28 protein-coding genes are annotated in these 16,338 nt (G+C 58.4%); 2 read left to right on the top strand and 26 right to left on the bottom strand.

Annotated elements, in window-relative coordinates:
- Window positions 1-91 precede the first annotated feature (91 nt).
- From MRBLWH12_RS18670 to MRBLWH12_RS18780, 23 genes are all read right to left on the bottom strand, one after another.
- Window positions 92-436 (bottom strand): hypothetical protein, encoded by a 345-nt coding sequence (locus MRBLWH12_RS18670; RefSeq protein ID WP_363551450.1) that lies wholly within the window; start codon window positions 434-436, stop codon window positions 92-94.
- A gap of 114 nt (window positions 437-550) precedes the next feature.
- Complete coding sequence (locus MRBLWH12_RS18675; RefSeq protein ID WP_363551451.1) at window positions 551-1,108, bottom strand: HNH endonuclease signature motif containing protein; 558 nt, start codon at window positions 1,106-1,108, stop codon at window positions 551-553.
- A gap of 124 nt (window positions 1,109-1,232) precedes the next feature.
- Window positions 1,233-1,676 carry a single-stranded DNA-binding protein gene (locus tag MRBLWH12_RS18680; RefSeq protein ID WP_363551452.1) on the bottom strand — a complete coding sequence of 148 codons (444 nt, stop codon included), beginning with the start codon at window positions 1,674-1,676 and terminating at the stop codon, window positions 1,233-1,235.
- Window positions 1,673-1,873, bottom strand: a complete 201-nt coding sequence (locus MRBLWH12_RS18685) for a hypothetical protein (protein WP_363551453.1) — start codon at window positions 1,871-1,873, stop codon at window positions 1,673-1,675. Before MRBLWH12_RS18685 ends, MRBLWH12_RS18680 begins: the two co-directional genes overlap by 4 nt.
- On the bottom strand, window positions 1,870-2,103 hold the full coding sequence (locus MRBLWH12_RS18690) for a glutaredoxin domain-containing protein (protein WP_363551454.1): 234 nt from the start codon (window positions 2,101-2,103) through the stop codon (window positions 1,870-1,872). The genes MRBLWH12_RS18685 and MRBLWH12_RS18690 overlap by 4 nt, the downstream gene beginning before the upstream one ends.
- Complete coding sequence (locus MRBLWH12_RS18695; protein WP_363551455.1) at window positions 2,100-2,432, bottom strand: hypothetical protein; 333 nt, start codon at window positions 2,430-2,432, stop codon at window positions 2,100-2,102. The genes MRBLWH12_RS18690 and MRBLWH12_RS18695 overlap by 4 nt, the downstream gene beginning before the upstream one ends.
- Window positions 2,433-2,861: 429 nt before the next feature.
- Window positions 2,862-3,080 carry a hypothetical protein gene (locus MRBLWH12_RS18700; RefSeq protein ID WP_363551456.1) on the bottom strand — a complete coding sequence of 73 codons (219 nt, stop codon included), beginning with the start codon at window positions 3,078-3,080 and terminating at the stop codon, window positions 2,862-2,864.
- Window positions 3,077-3,835, bottom strand: a complete 759-nt coding sequence (locus tag MRBLWH12_RS18705) for a hypothetical protein (protein WP_363551458.1) — start codon at window positions 3,833-3,835, stop codon at window positions 3,077-3,079. The genes MRBLWH12_RS18700 and MRBLWH12_RS18705 overlap by 4 nt, the downstream gene beginning before the upstream one ends.
- 525 nt (window positions 3,836-4,360) lie before the next feature.
- Complete coding sequence (locus tag MRBLWH12_RS18710; protein WP_363551460.1) at window positions 4,361-4,618, bottom strand: WhiB family transcriptional regulator; 258 nt, start codon at window positions 4,616-4,618, stop codon at window positions 4,361-4,363.
- Window positions 4,599-5,255 carry an NUMOD4 motif-containing HNH endonuclease gene (locus tag MRBLWH12_RS18715; RefSeq protein WP_363551462.1) on the bottom strand — a complete coding sequence of 219 codons (657 nt, stop codon included), beginning with the start codon at window positions 5,253-5,255 and terminating at the stop codon, window positions 4,599-4,601. Before MRBLWH12_RS18715 ends, MRBLWH12_RS18710 begins: the two co-directional genes overlap by 20 nt.
- Window positions 5,252-5,575 carry a hypothetical protein gene (locus tag MRBLWH12_RS18720; RefSeq protein ID WP_363551463.1) on the bottom strand — a complete coding sequence of 108 codons (324 nt, stop codon included), beginning with the start codon at window positions 5,573-5,575 and terminating at the stop codon, window positions 5,252-5,254. The genes MRBLWH12_RS18715 and MRBLWH12_RS18720 overlap by 4 nt, the downstream gene beginning before the upstream one ends.
- A gap of 38 nt (window positions 5,576-5,613) precedes the next feature.
- Window positions 5,614-6,024 carry a hypothetical protein gene (locus tag MRBLWH12_RS18725; RefSeq protein ID WP_363551465.1) on the bottom strand — a complete coding sequence of 137 codons (411 nt, stop codon included), beginning with the start codon at window positions 6,022-6,024 and terminating at the stop codon, window positions 5,614-5,616.
- Window positions 6,025-6,092: 68 nt separating this feature from the next.
- Window positions 6,093-6,644 carry a hypothetical protein gene (locus MRBLWH12_RS18730; RefSeq protein WP_363551466.1) on the bottom strand — a complete coding sequence of 184 codons (552 nt, stop codon included), beginning with the start codon at window positions 6,642-6,644 and terminating at the stop codon, window positions 6,093-6,095.
- Window positions 6,631-6,942, bottom strand: coding sequence for a hypothetical protein (locus MRBLWH12_RS18735; RefSeq protein WP_363551467.1), 312 nt, complete (start codon window positions 6,940-6,942; stop codon window positions 6,631-6,633). The genes MRBLWH12_RS18730 and MRBLWH12_RS18735 overlap by 14 nt, the downstream gene beginning before the upstream one ends.
- On the bottom strand, window positions 6,942-7,742 hold the full coding sequence (locus tag MRBLWH12_RS18740) for a PD-(D/E)XK nuclease-like domain-containing protein (protein WP_363551468.1): 801 nt from the start codon (window positions 7,740-7,742) through the stop codon (window positions 6,942-6,944). The genes MRBLWH12_RS18735 and MRBLWH12_RS18740 overlap by 1 nt, the downstream gene beginning before the upstream one ends.
- A 426-nt stretch (window positions 7,743-8,168) precedes the next feature.
- Window positions 8,169-8,339 carry a hypothetical protein gene (locus MRBLWH12_RS18745; RefSeq protein ID WP_363544652.1) on the bottom strand — a complete coding sequence of 57 codons (171 nt, stop codon included), beginning with the start codon at window positions 8,337-8,339 and terminating at the stop codon, window positions 8,169-8,171.
- Between the two features lies 1 nt (window position 8,340).
- Entirely contained in the window at window positions 8,341-8,493 is a 153-nt protein-coding gene (locus MRBLWH12_RS18750; RefSeq protein WP_363544655.1) for a hypothetical protein, read from the bottom strand.
- Window positions 8,494-8,813: 320 nt separating this feature from the next.
- Window positions 8,814-9,146 carry a hypothetical protein gene (locus MRBLWH12_RS18755; protein WP_363544657.1) on the bottom strand — a complete coding sequence of 111 codons (333 nt, stop codon included), beginning with the start codon at window positions 9,144-9,146 and terminating at the stop codon, window positions 8,814-8,816.
- Window positions 9,147-9,293: 147 nt separating this feature from the next.
- Window positions 9,294-9,854, bottom strand: a complete 561-nt coding sequence (locus tag MRBLWH12_RS18760; protein ID WP_363544660.1) for a hypothetical protein — start codon at window positions 9,852-9,854, stop codon at window positions 9,294-9,296.
- A 308-nt stretch (window positions 9,855-10,162) separates the two neighbouring features.
- Window positions 10,163-10,606 carry a hypothetical protein gene (locus MRBLWH12_RS18765; protein ID WP_363544663.1) on the bottom strand — a complete coding sequence of 148 codons (444 nt, stop codon included), beginning with the start codon at window positions 10,604-10,606 and terminating at the stop codon, window positions 10,163-10,165.
- The gene (locus MRBLWH12_RS18770; protein ID WP_363544666.1) at window positions 10,603-10,992 is read right to left on the bottom strand and encodes a hypothetical protein; all 390 of its coding nucleotides are present in this window, start codon (window positions 10,990-10,992) and stop codon (window positions 10,603-10,605) included. The genes MRBLWH12_RS18765 and MRBLWH12_RS18770 overlap by 4 nt, the downstream gene beginning before the upstream one ends.
- Before the next feature lie 148 nt (window positions 10,993-11,140).
- Entirely contained in the window at window positions 11,141-11,557 is a 417-nt protein-coding gene (locus MRBLWH12_RS18775) for a hypothetical protein (protein WP_363544669.1), read from the bottom strand.
- A gap of 941 nt (window positions 11,558-12,498) precedes the next feature.
- Complete coding sequence (locus MRBLWH12_RS18780) at window positions 12,499-12,705, bottom strand: hypothetical protein (RefSeq protein ID WP_363544671.1); 207 nt, start codon at window positions 12,703-12,705, stop codon at window positions 12,499-12,501.
- Window positions 12,706-12,972: 267 nt separating this feature from the next.
- Here MRBLWH12_RS18780 and MRBLWH12_RS18785 point away from each other — a divergent pair, with 267 nt between their 5' ends.
- Both MRBLWH12_RS18785 and MRBLWH12_RS18790 read left to right on the top strand, forming a co-directional pair.
- Window positions 12,973-13,365 (top strand): helix-turn-helix domain-containing protein, encoded by a 393-nt coding sequence (locus MRBLWH12_RS18785; protein ID WP_363544674.1) that lies wholly within the window; start codon window positions 12,973-12,975, stop codon window positions 13,363-13,365.
- Window position 13,366: 1 nt separating this feature from the next.
- Window positions 13,367-13,792: an ImmA/IrrE family metallo-endopeptidase gene (locus MRBLWH12_RS18790; protein WP_363544677.1), complete on the top strand. Its 426-nt coding sequence runs from the start codon at window positions 13,367-13,369 to the stop codon at window positions 13,790-13,792.
- Window positions 13,793-13,973: 181 nt separating this feature from the next.
- Here MRBLWH12_RS18790 and MRBLWH12_RS18795 read toward each other — a convergent pair whose 3' ends face one another.
- The 3 genes from MRBLWH12_RS18795 to MRBLWH12_RS18805 all read right to left on the bottom strand — a co-directional run bounded on the left by MRBLWH12_RS18795 (window position 13,974) and on the right by MRBLWH12_RS18805 (window position 16,153).
- Complete coding sequence (locus tag MRBLWH12_RS18795) at window positions 13,974-15,185, bottom strand: tyrosine-type recombinase/integrase (protein ID WP_363544680.1); 1,212 nt, start codon at window positions 15,183-15,185, stop codon at window positions 13,974-13,976.
- 10 nt (window positions 15,186-15,195) lie between these two features.
- Window positions 15,196-15,573 (bottom strand): hypothetical protein, encoded by a 378-nt coding sequence (locus MRBLWH12_RS18800; RefSeq protein WP_363544683.1) that lies wholly within the window; start codon window positions 15,571-15,573, stop codon window positions 15,196-15,198.
- A 241-nt stretch (window positions 15,574-15,814) separates the two neighbouring features.
- A complete protein-coding gene (locus tag MRBLWH12_RS18805; RefSeq protein WP_363544686.1) occupies window positions 15,815-16,153 on the bottom strand; it encodes a hypothetical protein in 339 nt (112 codons plus the stop codon).
- Window positions 16,154-16,338 lie beyond the last annotated feature (185 nt).

The raw sequence follows: 16,338 nt of genomic DNA on the forward strand, positions 1-16,338 counted from the left end.
GCAGAAGATGCCGTCGACACCGATTGGGTTTTCGTTGATTGGTGTGCCGTCGTAGATGATGTGTCCACCGTCATACCGCCACTCGTCATCACTACACATCAGACGACCCCTTCTCGTAAGCCTCTGCATGTTCCAGAAGTTCCGAGATTGCAAACTGGCGCTCGGAGACGTATCGGTCCGCATTTGGGCCGCGGAGGAAGTTGTTCTGAGTCCAAGCCACCTCGCCTTGCATGACATCGACTACTTCTCGAAGGGCCTTGGCTTGGATGCGTCGGATCACAGGAGACGCCAAGATGTGATCCGCCATATCGATGTACTCGTTATGCGTATCTCCGGAAAGCCGCCAAGCGGCCCGCGCGAAAACTCCCGGCGCGGGCGAGTCGCGCTTAAAGAGCGAAAACGCTAGTTCGTCTCGGATGCTTGTCGCTTCGTTCATCACGTTTCCTTCCGGTGACAGTCGCACGCACAGGACCGGTTTGGGCATCCTGCGTGTTCGGGTGTTGACGGGTGCGCACAAAAACCCGAACACGACATCGGGATGCGAGGTGAATCAGCCATTGGAAACCTCTTCTGATGTAGTTCCCGCCGCGATGTGCAGTGGGATCGGTTGGCCGGGATGCCTGACAACCCAGTTGTTTCTTCGAATGCGGGCGGAATGACAGACGCGACATTCCATGCTGGGTCGACGTCTGCCGCCCGGGTACTCGCGCAGTTCACTGTTCGGATGGCCGCGTTTGCAGAATCCCATCGGCCAATCAGCGCCATCAACCCGCCGAGCGTTCTCATAGTTCGGCAGTAGCCGCAGGTGCTCCGGGTTTACGCAAGGCCGCGTCTTGCACAGGTGGTCGAGTGTCATCCCGAGTGGAACTTGACCGTTCACGTGAACCCATGCCGCACGGTGGCCGAGAACTACGTGCCTCGAGGTCTCCGTCTGCCACCCGATCTGTGAGTAGCCATGGGACGCGACTGAATACAGGCTGATCCAGCAGCCATCCGACCGCTTGTCCACCTTGGTGAACGCCCGTTCTGCCACACGTTCGGGAACGGGAACCGAGTTCCATCGTTCCGGTGTTCTGAAACCTTCACTGACTGCACGGGTAGAATCCATGACAGCCCTCCAATCGCCGTAATCGATTCGTAGGGTTAGCCCCCGGGTGAGTGTTCCTAAGCACTCCCTGGGGGCGTTCTAATTCTACCGCACCGGGCGGACAGAAGTTAGAACTATGACCCGGTCAGAACGGCTTTTCTGCATCCCATGGCGCGGAGTCATCGCCGAAGCTTCCTGGTGTGCTCCACGGTTCCTGTGATGGTGCCGGCGTCGACTGTGCGGGCTGAGGCTGGTCTGCGCGCGGGATGACACCCAGCGTTGCAAACTTCAACTCAGTCTCAACCGCGATCGTGCCGTCCTGTTTCGTGTACCCGCGTGGTGCAGGCTGACCCGTGATTGTTACAAGCGCCTTCTTGAACACGGTTGCGAGGATCGGGTCGACGGCGTCATCCCAGAACGATACTGAGAACCATGCTGTTTCGCCTGCATCCACCCACTGGTTTGTGGTCTTGTCGAGCTTCCGTGGTGTGTGCGGAACGGTGACCTTTACGACCCGATGGCCGTTGACGTCACGCACCTCGAGATCGTTCACCACGAAACCCTCGATCGTTGTTGTTGCCTTGCTCATGCGGTCCCCTCGTTCTGCGTGTCCACTACTCGAACCCAGCGGTTGTCTTCGGAAAGTCGTTCAGCAGCAGCTCGGGCGTCCTCGAGGTCGTGGAACCCGAGATGGAAGTTCCAACGGCCCAGCCGATCATCGCCGAGCATGTTTGTGATGGTGTTGGCGATCTGCACCTCGTATCGCCGCCTGAACAGTTCGCTCACGTGTTTCTCCTTGCTTCGATTGCTTCGTCGATCAAATCCGGACGATAGCCACTCCAATGCTTGACACCTGTCATCACAACAGGCGCTTGCAAGTGGCCCATCGCTTTGAGTAACCCCGTGTAGTCGGATGCTGCGAGTTCCTTCACAACCACACCCGCCGCATCAAACCGTCGCAACGTTGCCTTACACGGTTGACAATTCGGCTGCGTGTACACCACCACCTCACTCATGCGGCACCTGCGATCGGGTGCGCTTCGGACAGTTCGCCCATCCACTGCGCACGATCGAACTTGTGCGGCTCCAACTTGAGTGACCGGCGCGCAACACGAACCATCTCCACCGGCTCACCCAGACGATGCGCAATAACCGGGTCAGGTGCACCCTTCGACCACTCACGCTCCACATGGTCACGAAACGATGGTGCCTTCCCGTCCGCTTTCGGACGGAACGCTTTGAGCACGAGACCACCGATCAGGTTCGGGAGGTCTGTGCCACGCTTCTCCGCATGGTCAGTCAACGCCCAACCAATCGGGTCGGGGATGTCCACGGTCACCTTCATCGTGTCCTCCATAGTTTCTGTTCGTCGCGTGTGAGTACGGCACGGCATGATTCGCACAGTGTGGTTGTCTTGCGTGCTTCACGTTTCAAACCGCAACGAGAACACGCCATCATCGGGCCAGTCATTCGGTTCTCCTCGTCTCGCAATACAGGCACGTCGAATCGTCCATCCACCTGTGCCGCCCGCAATCCGTGACCTCAGGCGACATCGTTACCGCCTTCTGAGGACTGGACCGATACACCGCACGTGTGATGTGACCAGGCATCAGATACTCAGTCGAATCACGCCTATGAGCCACAACCGCCGTGTACGCGTCCTGATATGCGAGGTGGCCGATCGTTTCCATCCAGTCATCGATGACAAGCTGGTCAACCTGCCTGTTGTCACCAAGGCTGATCTTCGCGAGCAGACGTTTCATCTCGAACGCATTCACCAGAGACGACCGCACAACGCATCCATGTACACCGAATGTGCTGCGGCGACACGTGGCGACGACGGACCCGACATCGTGGTTCGGCGGATAGTTTCCATGAGTTCTTCACGCCGCTTAGCTTCACCCTGCGCCAACTCCCAGAACTCAGGAGGCGTAACCATCAGCATCCGGGTCACAGCCGTCTCGTAGTCGCTAACTTCCTCGATTGCGTTCATGCTTCGATTCCTTCCTGCTCACCGATCGCGAGGATGGCAGCAATACGATCCGTGGGCGACTGCTTGCCCGTGACCGGTGCACGTCCCTGTCGCTGTGTGTTGAACTCGGCCGCTTTCCGCAACCAGTTCGTGAAGCCCGTGTTCCAGCCCTTGACGCTCTTGAGTCGACGTTGCGTTCTCTCTGCGTGTGCACGGAACCGCTGATACTCAGCCCTGACGTCCAGGTGTAGGGATGCGGCCTTGTCGATGTGGGTTTGGTTTGGTCGCCAATCAGCAGGGATGAGAGATCCGATCCGGTCGGACGCGTCAGCGTCGGACAAAGGTTCTTCGCGTGTCTCTGTCTCTGTCTCTGTCTCTGAGCTATGGTTTGCCATCGGTTTGCTATCGCCTTGCCATCTCTTTGCCGCACCGATTCGGCCAGCTTCCGACCTCTTGGCCGAAACGTCAGCGCGCTTCTGCATGATCTCTGCCTTCAAAGGGTGATGCTTCTCGAAGTCATGGATCTGCCAACCGCCCTCGACGCGTATCCATGACGGACGGTTCGGATCGTTGGATGCCAACTCATCGGCAACCTCCTGGCCCCACCGCCTCAGCACCACTCGTTCATCGAGGAAGCCATCAGACAACATCCGCCGCGAATAGAAAGTGGCCTCGAAGATCGCACGAAACGCAGGATCTGAGAGGCCAATGATCTTCGGGTGCTCGTCCATCTCGATGGGAAACGGGGCAAACAGTCTGTCGTCTTTGTCAGCCACCGGACAGCACCTCCTTGGCGACCTGTAGTGCAATGTCGGGTTGCACCCGGTAGCACTCCATCCACCCGGCACCACGGGAACCCAAGTACGGTTCTGCTTGCTGCTTGGACTCGAATGCTGGCGCAGCGAATTTGCCGAGAGATTCATCTAGCTCGGTCTCTATCTGGACCTCATGCGACGATCTGATGATCAGTACCACGCGCCCACCATGAGTCAGGTATCCGCGCCAACGTCGCGGCGCACAAGTCGATCCAACCTTGACGATGGCGTCTACGCCTGATCCCCATGCGATCAAGTAGGTGTATCCATCCGGGCGAATACTCTTGGCGTAGGGCCACAAGTCATCGTCATTCGCGTACACCACATAATCTCTTGGCATCTGGACGCCTCCCTCTCATTCAGATCTCCGGTTGTTGGGACATAGTGGATTCCCGATCGTGAACGGGTTGCGACACTTCCCGCAGACGTGCGGTCGGTGTTCATGGGCGTAAGTTTTGGGCACCGAACTTGGTGCGAGGTTCATGCTCATGCTGCGTTTCTCCTCAAAGATCGAAGGGTTCTCTCCGCATACCCGGCCCAAATGCCCGAGTTCTGACGTGTGCGTAACGCGAACTCGAGACACTGTTCACGCACGGGGCATACTTCACGGCACACACGTTTCGCTTTGTCTGCGGTTGGCTGATCACCATGAGCCGGAAACCAAAGATCTACATCGGTGGTGGCGCAAGCAGCATCCCTGACCCATGGCTCTGGCCGTAGATTGTTATCCGTGTACACGCGCATGATTGCTCTCTCTATTCAGGAACTCAACACGCCGCGACGCCTTCTTGCATTCGGGCGAACAGAAGAATCCTCCGGCGGAACTCTGGAACTGCGAGCCGCAAACGCGACATGTGATCGTCGGCCGATTCGCCTTTCGCCGCGCGCTTCTGTGGCCTGCCTCCGCCTTGTTGTGAATCCGATCACAGGCCCGACAAACGCGCCTGTTAGCACGGCTTACGTGGGTGTTCTCGGGCGTGAACTCGTGGCCTCTTTTGCAGTGGGTCTGGCTGGCGCGACTATTTCCGTGCGCCACCATGTCTGCCGAGTTTTCGGCTGGCGTACCCCATGCGAGATTGAATGACTCATTGTCCGTGCTGACACCATTGAGGTGACGCACCACATGACCCGATGGCTTCTGTCCGTGGAATGCCTCACAAACGAGGCGGTGGACGCACCATGAGATGGTTTCCCCATTCATGGAAAGACCCACACGCCAGTAATGATGCTGGAACTTGAGGGAAAGTACCTGCCCGCGATATGTGAACACGCGCCCATCGCTTCGCGTAACCGAACGCGGTATGCTCCGAACTCGCCCGGCGCTACTGACCTCATAGCTGCCTTCGTAACCGAAGACCGGTCTCCAAACCTCTTCGGTCATTTCACGCCACCTTCGAGCAGGGTTGCGAACGTCTCGAGCGTCATCGTGACGTGCTGATCCGCCGGGTTCGCTGAGCCGTGACGTTTGTGGCAGACAACACCAATCACGGCGTCATCGTTGCCGCGTTCAACTTCGGCTTCACGCAACCATCCGGGGAGGTTGATCTTGCTGCTTACGTTCTTGACCTCGATAACGACGCGACCACCGGGGATGCGTACACCGCCGATGTCGCCGCGGTCCTTGCTGCCTGATTTGGCGCGCCTCTCGATCCGGTCGTCAGCGAGTCGGAATGCGAGGAAGTTGGCGACGAGTGATTCCATGGCGGTTCCTGCCTTCTTCGCGGATGCACGGTTGCGCGTCATCCGACCCTCCGCGAACGGGTGAGGTCGTCAAGCGCCTCTCGGGTGTCAGAGAAAACATCTGGGACCGCGTCCGGAGCGGGGTTGATCTGTGCGCGCAGTCGTCGGATGGATGCCATCTGTGAGCGGATGGCATGCGACTTAGCCGCTTCCATGCCGTTGTGCGATGCGTTGGACAGGATCTCTTCGACGTCAGCGTTAAGTTCGTCCAGAGCGGTGCGCAACTGTGCGTTTTCCGCAACAACCGCCTGGTACTTCGCGTGCAACGTTTCCCATTTGGCGCGCTCGCGGTCGGCTTCCATGATTTCTCGGAGCCGCTTCTGGATCTGTCCGTACGTGTAGATCGATCCGTCCCAACGCGCGGTGTCGAGATCGGCGATCAGCGTTTCGATGTTCTTGATGGTGCTCACGGGTTCCTCCTGGGTTGCAGAAGGGCGCGCACCGTGTGTTTCAGTGCGCGCCCTCAAGTTGGATCGTTCTATGTCAGTTGTCCACGTTTCGCCAAGATCGCATCCGATACGTCGCCGTGGATGCCGATCTTGCGTGCGTAGTCTTCGATCTTGTCGAGTGTGCCCATGTCGGTTGCGTCGTGAATTGCGGCGAGGGCTTTCGCAAGCGTCTCGGGTGCGACAGGTGCGGCATCGGGAAGCGGCTGGATCATCACTTGTTCGGTCTTCCCGCGCGTGATGACATGGTTCGCTTTGAACGCTGCATCAATGTGGCTCATGGCGCGCACTCGAATTCCGCCGACAGGTTTGCCCGCCCACAAGACAGACGGGTCATTCCACAGTGTGAGGCGTCGACCAACCCATGCGGTCGAGTCGGTGCCCCACGCCTGAACGATGTCCCGCAGTGCCGTCTTGGATGCCTTGAATGGGCGTGATGGGCCGTAAGTGTCGGTGATGATGTGCACGGGCTGATCCGCTGGACCCGGCTTCACGTCAACGATGGTCACAGTGACATCGCGGCCCGTCAGGTCGATTGCATTGAGTTGGTCTGACTTCGCGACAATGGCGTTAGACACGTCCATGGTCATCTCCTTTCGGGGTGTCGATCCATCCACCGCAGTAGTCCAGCAGCCACAGCGATTCGTCGCGCCGAGCCGGAACCTCAACGAGCTTCTCGTCGACGATCGTGGCGAAGCTGTCATAAGCGTCGGATGGTGTGCTCCCACACGGTCCAAAGATGCTCACCTGATACGCATCTCGATGCCCCTCGTTGGGTGCTGGGATGCGGTCACCTACGTTGTAGCGGTCGCAGAGGCAATCGAATGCCTTGGTCTGCCACTCTCGATCTTCTGCGTCGTAGAAGCTGTCAAACATGCCCATCAGAAGGTCACCTGTTCCTCGTGTTCATACACAAGCCAGTTGGGCGGTGCGAGCAGTTCGCCTTCAATCCCCGGCCACGTGTTCGTCTCAACGCATCGCTGATACACGTCGCGTGCTTCTCGTGCGAGCTTGCGTCCGATCTCGAGGTACATGACGTCGAGCGGGTAGACGGCAACGTGGTACGGGCCGGTTGTCTGGACGGCGATGAAGCTGAACGAGTCGAGCCGTTCGCCCGTTTCGAAGAAGTGCACGTCGTCGTACCACGCGTGCTGCACGAAGTAACCGAACTCAACAACGTGATGGTTGAACCCTCGGGGCGATGCGTCTGCCGTGGTCTTGAGGTCTGCACCCGCCGTGTTCCCGTAGATGTCGAACCGCGCACGTACCGGCACACCTTCAGGCGACGTCGAGAAGATGGATGTTTCGCGGTGTGGCTGCTCGAGTACTTTCCGCGCGTCCGTGTTCGCGAGTACGGCTTCGGTGATCTTGTTGATGACGTTCACTTCGACGGACTTCATGGGCACGAAACCGTTGTCGCGTTGTTCCTGCGCCCAGTCTTTGGCGAGCTTCGTGGATGCGGCACCGTTCGATGCGAGCAGGTCTTCCGGGTATGCAACCGCCTGCAACCCTGTGCCCAACACTTTCGCGTGGACTGCATGCCCGATGTCGAACGCGCGTGACGTTCTCGGGTGCGATTTCTCCCAAATAAACTTGGCCGGCGAACCCTTGAACTCAGGGAGAAGTGTTCGCGCCCCGGTGCTGGATAGCTCGGGGCGCGCATGGTAAATCTCGTCAGGCATTGAGTAGTCGATCACCGTTCAGGCCCGCTTTCCGCAATAGGTGCAGCAAACTCCATGCTGAGTTGCCGTGTAGTTGTGATATCCGATCGGTCGCCCGGTTCCTCGATCGCACGGCCAGACTGGGGTCAAAGTCACAGCGTTCTCTCTTCGTTGAATGCGTTCATGAGTAGCTTGAGTGTCATTTCGCCGGGTGATCTGAGTTGGTCACCGGCTGGACATGAGCAGAGGTCGTCAAGGTCGGGATCACGCGAGTAGAGATACCAGCCGTGACCCTTGCAAACCGGGCAGTTCATTAGCTGTGCGTCTCGTCTGCGTGCTCGTATTTGAGCTTGTCGACCCACCATGAGATGGGGTGCCTTTCGCTGGCATAGACCTTTCCGATGTGGCCGCAGAATCCGCAGTACACGTTCTGACCCCGGTTGCTCGTCATGGCTTCCAGCCGCCTTCGTCGCGCAGTGTGACTTCAACGAGCACTTTTTCGGCATGTTCTACGGCGTCTTGTGCGTGTTGGATGCGTGTTGGGTCGCCTGATCGTTGGGCGAATGCGAGGTCGACGAGTTTGACGCTGAGTGTGTTGCGCGCCTGGTCGATGGTCATGTCACACCTCGGTCCTGATGCGATGAATAAAAGCCGCGTGGGACCATGCGTCGGCCCATGTCGGGTGCGGGATGTTGACGAGTCCGGTGTTGAGCCACCAGATGCCGTCTTCCTGCCAGATGTGTTGACGCAGCGGGAACGTGAAAGCGTTCATGTCACACTCCAAGGAACGATCAAGTTGTATTCAGGCGTTGGGAACCGCTCGTTGTATGATTCGGCAGCAGCGATAGTCCAGAAACCGGTGTAGACCCGGTCTACTTGCAGGTCTGATTCGGTGCCTTCGCGATGCCGGTTCACGATTGCGTAGTGCACGTCAGTGTCTCCTTGTCTTTGGTTCGCGGCATGTCAAAATGACTGTCCCGAAGCAGATGAAAAAGAACCCCGTCAACCAGATGGTTGCGGGGCTGTTGGGTGTTTGCGCGAGACACAAAAGTGTGGTTGCGCCGGCTAGGAATGCCGCGTAACGCAAGGGGATCATTTCTCCCAGCCTTTCTTGAGACTGCGACCGGTTGACAATGGAGCAACGGCCGCGTCTTGTTCCCACGCGTCTTCCGTAGCCCACAGCACCGTAAGCAATACCCAACTGTTTGGATCGTGATCTTCGGCTCGGAATCCAATGGCCACGCGTCCCCGTTTCGCGCACCACGCCTGATGCTTGTTCGACCAGTACCCGTACTCGGGTTTCGTGATTGTGCCGACGATCTCGTCGCCTTCGATGCCCATATCCAGGGCGCGCTCTACGGCGTGCTTTGAGATTCTGAGGCTGGCCATGTCGACTCTTGGGAGAGATGCGACTTGGTTCTTCATCGCATCAGCCTTTCGCGTTCGTTGTCGCTCATGAATGTGACCGTGTTCCCGAGTGCGTGCCCGATTTCGTTCCACATGTGGTTGATGTTGATGCGTTCGACCATGTGTGCGGGGTATGCGGCTGCGGTACGACGGAAAATCTCATCCTCAGACATGGTCAGACTCCGGGTAGATGCGACGGGCATCGCGAATAGTGCTGTCATCCGTCTCGTACTCAACTTGCGTGTACGGGTCGCGGAACACGGCAATCGGTTCAGCGTGGCGCGCAGAGTAGACGACGACCGCCCGCACCCCGCCATACTCCAAGTCGACATCCCAGACTTGTCCGGGTGTCGCATCTTCCCAAGGCTTGCGCTCCGGGTGAGCATCGAGATACTCGCGCCCAATCGCTTGCAGGCAAGATGACCACCCAGTAAGCGACGGGTTCCTCTTGGTCATGGAGAACTCGTGGAGTCCATCGTCTTTCCGAAACTGGACCCACCCAGTTTCCGCATCGAGGGCTGCCGTCCAGTTCGCATCGATGGTCGATCGCCACCGCCCGAGTTCTTCGTCACGCTCATGCTGGAAGAACTCGCGCAGGGCAATGGCGTCCACGGGGTCGATGCGTTCCGTGGGGAAAGTCTTGACATTCGAACTCGCCACGCTGACGATTCCCGAGATGCCATCTACCCAGACCTTGACTCCGTTGCTTGCCACGAATTCGTTCATGCGTCGTCTCCTGTTTCTCGTGCTTGTGCGTGTGCGAGTGCCCATCGTGCGGCTAACACGTTTTGGGTGCATTGTTCGATGTGTGCGAGTGTGCCGAACCTCTGTACCCATGCGAGCGAACGGATGCGGTGTTGCAGGTTGACCCGTGCAGTGGCGACGTCATCCATCATGCTTCCTTTGGTACGGCGGGTTCATCAGGGCATGTTGGGGAGTTGATCGCGTGATCATGCCTTCCCTCGTCACAGGCCGTGCTGCACTCGTCTTCAAACCAGTGGTGGCAGATATGCCGCACATGACAGAACGTGCGCTTAGGCATCGGACACAACTTCAAGCGCCTGGTTGAGTCGGTGAATCAGGTAAGGGGGCATAAGCACAACTCCGCTTTCGCCCGGCCGTTCCAGGTCGTACTTCAGGAGCTTCACGAGGGCGATGAAGCGCTGCACCTGCGCATCAGACGGTTCGACCTCCAGACCCGCAGTGCGCACCTTCCTGATCACCGCGCTCGCGACGATACGAATGTCATCGGACAGCATGCTTGCGATCGCCGGACGGTGCTGAGGGTTTACGTCGCTGAGCAGTCGCTGTGCGGCTTCCTGCTCGTCGTCGGTCGGGGCGTGCGCCTTCTCGAAGTCCGGGAATTCCCGCATGAACTTCAACGCCCACATCTCGGCCACGAATTGAGCTAGGGGATCATGTGCGACCGGAGTCATCCTCTTCATGAACGCGATCAGTTCTTCACGTCTTGTCATCACACACCTTCTGTTTCTGATCCCAACGCGATCCTTCGGCTCGGCACCCGTGGAGCCGTATCGCCGCAATGGGCGCACATTAGAACGGCCCGGACGGTCGTATCCTGCAACGCTTCGTACGCGCGTCGAGTCCCGTCGAATCCGCGTGACACTTTTTGCCAAGTCTCGCCCTGCCCGTGGTGCGGGCAGTCAACGTTTGGGCCGTCACTGATGCCTGCGATAGCCGAGGTGCAGATACACATCGGACCGCGCGCCTTCTCAAACACGGCGAGAGCGGCACGGATTCGCGGCTCCCAGATGGCACGAGTTTCGGGCGAAGAATCCAGCCCGTCTCCATCCATAAACAGCGCCTTTGCGGCTTCCTCGATCAGTTCTTCGCCACTGGTCATCGCTTGCCTCCACGCTTCGCTTTACGACGTCGAGACACCGCGGCAACATGCAGTGCTTCCTGTCGAGCCGTTCGCTTCTGCGTCGCCGCGTATGACTCTGTTGATCCGAGCGAACCCCAACCCATCGCCAACTGACCGAATACTTCCCTCATCGCGCTTCCTCCATGTCTGATCCCCATACGGCACGCGGGTATTTACGCCGCAACGCTTGACGAAACTCCAACTCAGCCGCCACGCCGTGCTCGACTTGAAACACACGCCGCGCAACATCACGCCGTACTTTCGCAGCCCGACACACATGCACCGCACGTCTCGTCCACTCCGACTCGCACGCATCAGTCACAGCACGCACAATCAGTTGGTTTGCAATGTCGCGGTGAAACTTGTGAAACAGTTCCAAGGTTTCGCGTGCACCCTTATCTGTGAGAATGCTGCGGAAACACGCGTCATCAAACACGGCCTCCTTGACCGGATTCGTTGGGCGATCCGTAGACCACTCAATGTCATCCGGTGCAAGCGTTACGTCCTTGTAGGCGCACATCAGATCGAGATCACCGACCAGCAAGCATTGACATTGGCTCGGCAGTTGGCGCAAATGTGCGTACCAAGTGCCATTGCTCGCGTACCCGAAGCGTGAGCACCCGTGCACCACAGGGTTGTAGATCCGTCGCACCTCTTTCGTGCTCGAGCCACGACGGTGTGGCTGCACGGCTCGGTGATCGCATCCGTATGTGAGGACTCGCACTTCAAATCATCAGCACCAAAAACGATCAGCTCAAGTTCGCTGATTGTCGCTACATCATTCATGGCAAGCTCCTTTGCTTCGGGTAAGAAAATGAGATTGGGGGCTGATGTTTGCAGCATCAGCCCCCAGGGTCATGGGAGAACACGGACACCCCTGCCCGCTACATCCTCAGAACCGCAGACCCGAGCGCCTGGACGGGACTTGAACCCGCATCATCCGTGTACATCGGTCGTTGCCAAACAACCCAGGCCGCTGATTGTCTTCCGGGAGCTACCCGCAAAACGTCGTCAGCTCGACTTGTGCCCTCGCTCGGTGATACTCCGAGTCGACCGATTACAGGCTCGAGGGCTTCCACTAACCCTGTGGAATGGTTCGCGGTGACCAACCCGCGCTATCCGCTTGACCCATCGCGGCTGGTTCCGCCCGTACATCTATGGCGGCGAACTGTCAAAAGAATTTGAACTCCACACCCCAAGCCCTACGCCCATCGCACCTATGGCGTCCAGCCAGCTACACCCCGAAAAAGGTGATCCGCTTCTGTGGTGGTCTGCTCACGTGCACTGTTGGCCGACAGGTGGTCGGTGAGGTTGTGCACGATCCCGCTTACAGGTATCGGAGCCGTCTGCGTGACGCGTCTACTCCTGCAAGTTCTGTTCATCCCTTCGTCCTCCTTGGGACGAGCTGGGGATTTGCCAACCGCGAAGGGTCGACGAGTAGCGCTACCAACAGCGAGTCGGTAGAGCCGGATCAGGTAACGGGGATCAGCCGTCTTGCTTTTCGGCGGGTCTGGCTCGTAGCCAGCGTTCGCCTTCTTCCCGCATGATTAGCGGTTTGGAGTCCACGTAGGAGGGGACGAGTTCGCCCCGGTTGATGTGCTGTCTGACCTTCTCGATGGACAGGTCGACGGCTTTCGCGAAGTTGGGGATCGAGTACGCGAGGATGCAAGGCGCGAGTACGGGATCGGTCATCGCAGCAGCTCCCGTGGTGTCAATGCACGAAGACCGCCGGCCACCAGAAGCTCACGAACTGAAACGTCCCGCATGGAACGAGTCAGTGCGTCAGCTTCACGGCGACCGGCGGTCAACGGTGAAACATCTTCAGCCGCAGTGGGCCTTCTCCTGGGTGGGATGTTCTGGGTCATGAAACGACCGTATCAGGTCTAGTTAGACCAACGCAAGACCATATGAAACTTTTTTGGGTTTACCTAGACCAACATCAGGTCTAAAGTGGGTTGCATGGGACGGCCAGTAAAGATCATCAGTGAGTTTGACGTGCGACTGGGCAAGGTGGTGCGTTCTAAGCGTGCGAAGGCGGGACTGTCACGCGTTGAGTTGGCGGAACTGTCGGGTATTGCTGAGGCGAACATCAAACGGCGCGAGTATGGCGAGAACGCGATCACCGTCTCGGAGCTGGAACGTCTTGCCGCTGCGATGAACGAGTCGGCGGGGGAGATGGCCGAAGAGGCTCTGAACGATTACGGCGGGATGGCCAAGCTGCTGGCCGAGCATGGCGTGTCTGAGGGGGCGTATACCTTGACTCAGGATGACAACGTGACTTATATAGGACACATCACGCCACCGCTGCATGCGGCGGCGGATGATGGCCCGGAGACGCCGCCGAAGGAATGATATGCGAGACCTGATCGCCCACGCAGCGTCGCTGGGCGTGACAGTGCATGTAGCGCACATAGATACAGAGTGTCGAGGTTTCTACGACTCGGTGCGGAAGATCGTTGTCTACGACTTCAATCTGACTCCCGTGGAACAACGCACCGTGTTAGCTCACGAGTTGGGTCATGCGTTCTATGACCATCAGTGTCATGGCAATCCGAAGTATGAGGAAGCGGCTGATTACTACGCGGCGTGTTTGCTGATTGAGCCGTCTGAGTACATTGCGGCTGAGGCGTTGGACCCTGCACCGGATGCGATTGCTGAGGAGTTGGGTGTGGAGCCGAAGCTTGTTCACGCGTTCGAAAAACGCGCCCTCACCCGGCTACGTGGTGTTACTTACGTAGGTTCCCGGATGGGGGCGCGTCAGTTTCGCTGGTCTGGTTAGGTTGGCGGCTGTTTCATGAACTCCTCCAACGCCTCCCACTCTGCGGGCGAGAGGAAAATGTCCGTCACGCGCCCCCCCGATCCGTAGCCAGCGCGCTTGCCTGCCGCTTCGCGAGTGGGGCCGAATCCGAGCATCCCGCCATTCCGTATGACCCACGTCCCGTTTGTCGCCTGATACTCGCTCATTTGCTTACCCCTCCGATGAGTGCGGCCATCTTATCCATGCCGCCCGTGAGCCGCTTCTTGTTGCCCTTCGACTTGTACGAACGAGCCATGATGCGCGCGGACCATCCGAAGATTTCCAGGATGACATCTTCCGCAACGCCGGCCTCAAGCATGAGGTCAACGGCCGTGTGTCGCAGATCATGTAGCCGCACTTGGCGACCAGGGAACACGTCTTGCAGCACCTTGTTCCATGCCTTGGTGTCTTGGTCTGGGTCGATCGCGCGCCCGTCCCCATGCGTGAACACAAGGCCGTTCGCGTGTGGGGGAGATGCCGCAATGTACCGCTCCATGATGGATCGCAAAGGCTCGACGAGTGGGATGATCCGCCACCCCGAGGATGACTTCGGGCGCACAAGGTGCAATCCTCCCGCGACTTGTCGAGCTTCGTAGCCAACCGGTATCTCGAAGAACGATTCATTGCAGTCCGCACCGCGTTTGCGGCCACAGTGCGGTTTGCATCCGTGCGTGTATGTGAGCCGTTGCATCTGCCACGACAGGTCGATCATGTCGCCCACGCGGTCCCATTCGAGTCCGACCGCTTCACCGCGACGCAAACCCGTGAGTAGCGATACGGCCCATCGTGCACCACCTGGAATCTCGGACACGTAGCGCAACAGTTCGCGCGCCTCATCCGTGTTGAGCACGTCGAGAGTCACGAGTGCTTTCCGTGGCGGCTTGACGAGCGTGGTCGGGTTGACGTTGATCTTCCGTTCCCGTAGCGCGTCCTGGAATGAGGATGACATGATGCGGTGCGCGTTGAGCATGTACGTGGATGACAGACCCTTGTCGCCCATGAGCTTGTAGACGTGTCGGATCTTGTCGGCACCGATCTTGTCAAGCTTCGTGTTGGGTCCAAGCGCGGGGATGATGTGCGTCTTCACGACAGACCGATAGTTGGTCATCGTGTTCGGGCGTTTCTCCTTAGCCGCATCCTCAAGCCACCGATCAAACCAGTGCTTCACGGTCATGGAAGCGATGATCAGTTCGCCGTGCTCGAGTAGTTGTTTCTCAAGCCGGGTTACTTCCGCGATGAGTTCCTTCTTGTTCTTCCGCCGCACCGATTTGCGGTGCCGGATCTTCTTGCCCTCGGGTGTGTACGTGGGGGCAAGTTCGAAGATGTACTCATACAGTCCGGTGGCCGGGTTCTTGGTTATGTCGCGCTTCAACATGAGTCACCCATCAATCGCCCTCTTCCTGCTCCACGGAACCAGCCGCACGCAGTGCGGCACGCATGTTCGCCACGCTCTCATCAGACCAGTCCGAAATCGTTCGACCCGGATTGCGCTCGTTGTACGCGTTCAGCGCTGCGAGCACCTGCGCGTCTGATGGTTCGCTCTGCGGGCGAAGTGTGTCGATCGTCCGTGGCAGATGCGCGAGAATTCGATCAGCCTGCGCCTTGAACTCGTCGGCCTTCCAGTCGTTCTCCCATGTCAGGGTGCCCGGGGATCGCTCGCGGTACTCGGCATACAATGCTCGAGCTAGCACTTCTCGTTTCACGGCTTCCCCGATCACACTGTCGTCAGTCATGTCTTCTGCTCTCCTCTGCCGGTTGTTCATGTGCACTGCTGAGCATCGAACTCAGACCCTCGAAAAGGTTGCCACCATCAGCGCGATCCATGTCTGTTCAGTTAGAAATTCTCGGGACACTGGGTCTCCTTTGACCACTCCGTCTGCCATGCGCCGACCACATCTGTTGATTGATTACGCCGACGTGCGTTGGTCTTCTATGGATGTTCCGCAAGCGGATCATCGCTGCTCCTTTCACTGCGTTGGTTGTACTTGGTCAGTCAGATACGTGTCAGGATGCGGCGGCAGCAGCACGTAGGGCGGCGCGCATTGCTCCCCATTGTGCATACTCCCCGCGCGTGCTTTCGTCATATGCACGAATCGCTACGTCCACCTGCGCGTCGGAAGGTTCGCTCTGATGGGCAGGAGCCACGGGGCGATGTGGTAGCCGAGCGCGCACGTCGTCCATTGCGGCTTCGTAACCCTTGAGATAGGCGTGGCGGCGCACCGGCTCATCAATCGGGACCACCTCGCGGCGGTCGGGCATCCGGGAGATTGACCGAACCGCTTCCAGGGCTTCCTGCCCGTTGCAGTTCGCAGCCTCCTCGATGAGTTCTCCATGACTGTTCACGTGCGTCTCCTTGGTCTGGCTAGGTGTATCCCTAGGTGTATCCCAACCCATGGTTTCCAGTGGTTTCCCATAGGTCGATATAGACAAGTTACACCCATAGTTAGACCAAAAGCAAGTCAAACTAGACCAAATCCTCACGACTCATAATCGTGAGGTCGCGGGTTCAAGCCCCGCTCCTGCTACAG

Origin of the sequence: Microbacterium sp. LWH12-1.2 (genome assembly GCF_040675825.1) — a bacterium.
Taxonomy (GTDB): Bacteria; Actinomycetota; Actinomycetes; order Actinomycetales; family Microbacteriaceae; genus Microbacterium.

Excerpts from the sequence above, each read along its gene's own strand:
- MRBLWH12_RS18670 (WP_363551450.1), bottom strand. The coding sequence starts at position 436 with ATGAACGAAGCGACAAGCATCCGAGACGAACTAGCGTTTTCGCTCTTT.
- MRBLWH12_RS18675 (WP_363551451.1), bottom strand. The coding sequence starts at position 1,108 with ATGGATTCTACCCGTGCAGTCAGTGAAGGTTTCAGAACACCGGAACGA.
- MRBLWH12_RS18680 (WP_363551452.1), bottom strand. The coding sequence starts at position 1,676 with ATGAGCAAGGCAACAACAACGATCGAGGGTTTCGTGGTGAACGATCTC.
- MRBLWH12_RS18690 (WP_363551454.1), bottom strand. The coding sequence starts at position 2,103 with ATGAGTGAGGTGGTGGTGTACACGCAGCCGAATTGTCAACCGTGTAAG.
- MRBLWH12_RS18695 (WP_363551455.1), bottom strand. The coding sequence starts at position 2,432 with ATGAAGGTGACCGTGGACATCCCCGACCCGATTGGTTGGGCGTTGACT.
- MRBLWH12_RS18700 (WP_363551456.1), bottom strand. The coding sequence starts at position 3,080 with ATGAACGCAATCGAGGAAGTTAGCGACTACGAGACGGCTGTGACCCGG.
- MRBLWH12_RS18710 (WP_363551460.1), bottom strand. The coding sequence starts at position 4,618 with ATGCGCGTGTACACGGATAACAATCTACGGCCAGAGCCATGGGTCAGG.
- MRBLWH12_RS18715 (WP_363551462.1), bottom strand. The coding sequence starts at position 5,255 with ATGACCGAAGAGGTTTGGAGACCGGTCTTCGGTTACGAAGGCAGCTAT.
- MRBLWH12_RS18720 (WP_363551463.1), bottom strand. The coding sequence starts at position 5,575 with ATGGAATCACTCGTCGCCAACTTCCTCGCATTCCGACTCGCTGACGAC.
- MRBLWH12_RS18730 (WP_363551466.1), bottom strand. The coding sequence starts at position 6,644 with ATGGACGTGTCTAACGCCATTGTCGCGAAGTCAGACCAACTCAATGCA.
- MRBLWH12_RS18735 (WP_363551467.1), bottom strand. The coding sequence starts at position 6,942 with ATGGGCATGTTTGACAGCTTCTACGACGCAGAAGATCGAGAGTGGCAG.
- MRBLWH12_RS18740 (WP_363551468.1), bottom strand. The coding sequence starts at position 7,742 with ATGCCTGACGAGATTTACCATGCGCGCCCCGAGCTATCCAGCACCGGG.
- MRBLWH12_RS18745 (WP_363544652.1), bottom strand. The coding sequence starts at position 8,339 with ATGACCATCGACCAGGCGCGCAACACACTCAGCGTCAAACTCGTCGAC.
- MRBLWH12_RS18750 (WP_363544655.1), bottom strand. The coding sequence starts at position 8,493 with ATGAACGCTTTCACGTTCCCGCTGCGTCAACACATCTGGCAGGAAGAC.
- MRBLWH12_RS18755 (WP_363544657.1), bottom strand. The coding sequence starts at position 9,146 with ATGAAGAACCAAGTCGCATCTCTCCCAAGAGTCGACATGGCCAGCCTC.
- MRBLWH12_RS18760 (WP_363544660.1), bottom strand. The coding sequence starts at position 9,854 with ATGAACGAATTCGTGGCAAGCAACGGAGTCAAGGTCTGGGTAGATGGC.
- MRBLWH12_RS18770 (WP_363544666.1), bottom strand. The coding sequence starts at position 10,992 with ATGACCAGTGGCGAAGAACTGATCGAGGAAGCCGCAAAGGCGCTGTTT.
- MRBLWH12_RS18780 (WP_363544671.1), bottom strand. The coding sequence starts at position 12,705 with ATGACCGATCCCGTACTCGCGCCTTGCATCCTCGCGTACTCGATCCCC.
- MRBLWH12_RS18785 (WP_363544674.1), top strand. The coding sequence starts at position 12,973 with ATGGGACGGCCAGTAAAGATCATCAGTGAGTTTGACGTGCGACTGGGC.
- MRBLWH12_RS18790 (WP_363544677.1), top strand. The coding sequence starts at position 13,367 with ATGCGAGACCTGATCGCCCACGCAGCGTCGCTGGGCGTGACAGTGCAT.
- MRBLWH12_RS18795 (WP_363544680.1), bottom strand. The coding sequence starts at position 15,185 with ATGTTGAAGCGCGACATAACCAAGAACCCGGCCACCGGACTGTATGAG.
- MRBLWH12_RS18800 (WP_363544683.1), bottom strand. The coding sequence starts at position 15,573 with ATGAACAACCGGCAGAGGAGAGCAGAAGACATGACTGACGACAGTGTG.